Genomic DNA, 2,321 nt, shown 5'->3' with positions numbered 1-2,321 from the left:
ACCATGGCGTCGGGGCTGAAGCCCCTCCCACAGGACTCCAGTCAGGACTCCTGGCTCCGCACCCCGCGCTTGCAGCTTCAGGCCCGGCGGCTACGTCGTCGCGTTCGCCGTCTCGACCAGATCGTCCCACTGCAGACGTGTGCCGGAGGCGTCGTCGCTGTGCAGCAGGGCGCGGCGGACGGCGCGACGCATGGCGCGGCTGATCCAGTTGTGCAGGTCGCGACCGGACTGGCCTTCGCTGCGCTCGGCGATCCAGGCCGCCGCGGCGTCGGCGTCGAGGTCCAGCGGCTTGCCGCGCAGCAGGCGCGCGACGATGGCGGCGCGCGCCGCGTGGTCGGGCAGGGCGATGGCGATCTGCCGGTCCAGCCGCGACAGCAGCGCCGGGTCGATCGCAGTGGCATGGTTGCTGGCGGCCAGCAGGAACACCTGGCCGGCGTGGCTGGCGACACCGTCCAGTTCCTGCAGCAGCTGGCCGACGATTTCGCGGGTGAAGGCGTCGTCGCCGTCGGCACCGCGCGCCGGCGCGACGATGTCCAGTTCGTCGACGAACACGATGCACGGCGCCTGCGCCCGCGCGCGCTCGAACGCCGCCTGCACGCGCTGGCCGGACTGGCCGAGGTAGCCGGCCTTGAGGTCGGCGCTGCTCAGGGCGATGAAGGCCAGGCCCGACTGGCTGGCGAGGATGCGTGCGACCTGGGTCTTGCCGGTGCCCGGCGGGCCGACCATCAGGATCCCGCGCGGCACCGGCACGCCGAGCGTGGCCAGGGTCTCGGCATTGCGCAGTTCCTTGCCCAGGCCGACGAACTCCTCGACGGTGGCCGCCGGCAGCACGATGTCGTCCCAGCCGAGCGTGGCGACGGCAGTGGAGCCTTTGCCGCGCAGCGCGCGCAGGTGCGCGAGCAGGGTGGCGTTGTCCAGCGTGCCGTCCACGCACTCGGCGGCGACGCGCGCGACCAGCGTGTGCAGGTCGCGACCGGACAGGCCGGTGCTGTCGGCGATCGCCTGCGCGTCCGGCTCCAGCGCAAAACCGGCCCGCTGCAGTTCGGCGCCGAGAATGCGCGCGCGCGCCGCGGCGTCGGGCAGGCCGATGGCGATGCTGGCGGTGAAGCGCGACAGGATCGCGTCGTCCAGCAGCGCCGGGCGGTTGGTCGCGCCGATCACCAGCACCTGGCCGTGCGCGGCATGGAAGCCGTCCCATTCGGCAAGAAAGGTCTGCACCAGTTCGGCGCCGAAGCTGTCGCTGTCGGCGCCGCCGCGGCGCGCGAACACGCTTTCGCATTCGTCGATGAACAGGATCGCCGGTGCGTACTCGCGGCAGCGCTGCCAGATCGCCTGCACCTTGGGGCCGGTGTGGCCGACGTGCGCAGCCTTCAGGTCGGCCACGCCCAGCGCCTCGAAATGACAGCCGGCATGACGCGCGAGCTTGCGCGCGATCAGGGTCTTGCCGGTGCCCGGCGGCCCGTGCAGGAGCATGCCTTTCGGTGCTGGCTGGCGCCCGGACACGAACAGGTCCACCAGTTTCAGGATCTGGTCGAGCGTGGCGTCGGGCAGGGCGACGTCGGCCCAGTGCCGTTGCACCGCATCCAGGCTCTGCAGCCGCTGCTGCAGCGCGCGTTGCTGGCCGCGCGCGACCTCCCAGGCCTGCACGTGGTCGTGCAGCGCAGCGATCGGTGCGACATCGACGGCGGCGTCTTCGGCCAGTGCCAGCGCCAGCGATTGCAGCGACGGCGCAGCGTCGGCGGCCAGATCGGCGTCGAGGAGGATCAGGGCCGCTGCATGGCGGGCATCGGGCAGCACGATCAGCGCCTGCAGGCGCGGGTCCTCGCTGCCGTCGTGCAAGGCCAGCAGCCGCGCAGCGGACAGGTCGCCCTGCGTGGCGGGAATGGACCAGCGCCCGTGCAGGGCGCGCTGCGGCCATGGCGCGCGGGTCACCGGATACGTCGTCCCCGCATCGCGCGACCCAGCATCGGCCACCTGCACCAGCGCCAGCGGCAGGCGTGCGAACGCCTGCAGTGCGCGCCGTTCGGCATGGCTGTGGTGCCACGCCAGCAGCTGCGCGCCGGCGACGACCAGCAGACCGTACGCCAGCAGCGAGGGCAGCAGGCTTTGCAGCAGCAGGCCGCCATCGCCGTGCAGGCCGACCTGGCGCCACCAGACGAGGAAGCTGCGCGTCTCGCCCAGCCAGTGTGCGCTGGTCCACGGCAGGACCAGCACCAGCATGCCGATCAAGGCCGCGCGCCAGCGCCAGTCCGGCAGCAGCGGCCGCAGCAGCAGCGCCGGTCCCCAGGCGCGGCGGCGCTCGCGCCGTACCGCCGCCCGCG

1 protein-coding gene is annotated in these 2,321 nt (G+C 73.1%); it reads right to left on the bottom strand.

Translation table 11 applies throughout. The annotated features are described in order from the left end of the window. Positions 1 to 90 precede the first annotated feature (90 nt). Positions 91 to 2,321, bottom strand: a 2,231-nt coding sequence (locus tag D180_RS12445) for an AAA family ATPase (protein ID WP_017913051.1), incomplete at its 5' end; no start/stop codon positions are given.

Source organism: Xanthomonas sp. SHU 166, from assembly GCF_000364685.1.
Classification (GTDB): Bacteria; Pseudomonadota; Gammaproteobacteria; order Xanthomonadales; family Xanthomonadaceae; genus Xanthomonas_A; species Xanthomonas_A sontii.
The sequence above is the reverse complement of the archived record's forward strand: the minus strand, read 5'-3'. Positions and strand labels throughout refer to the sequence as shown.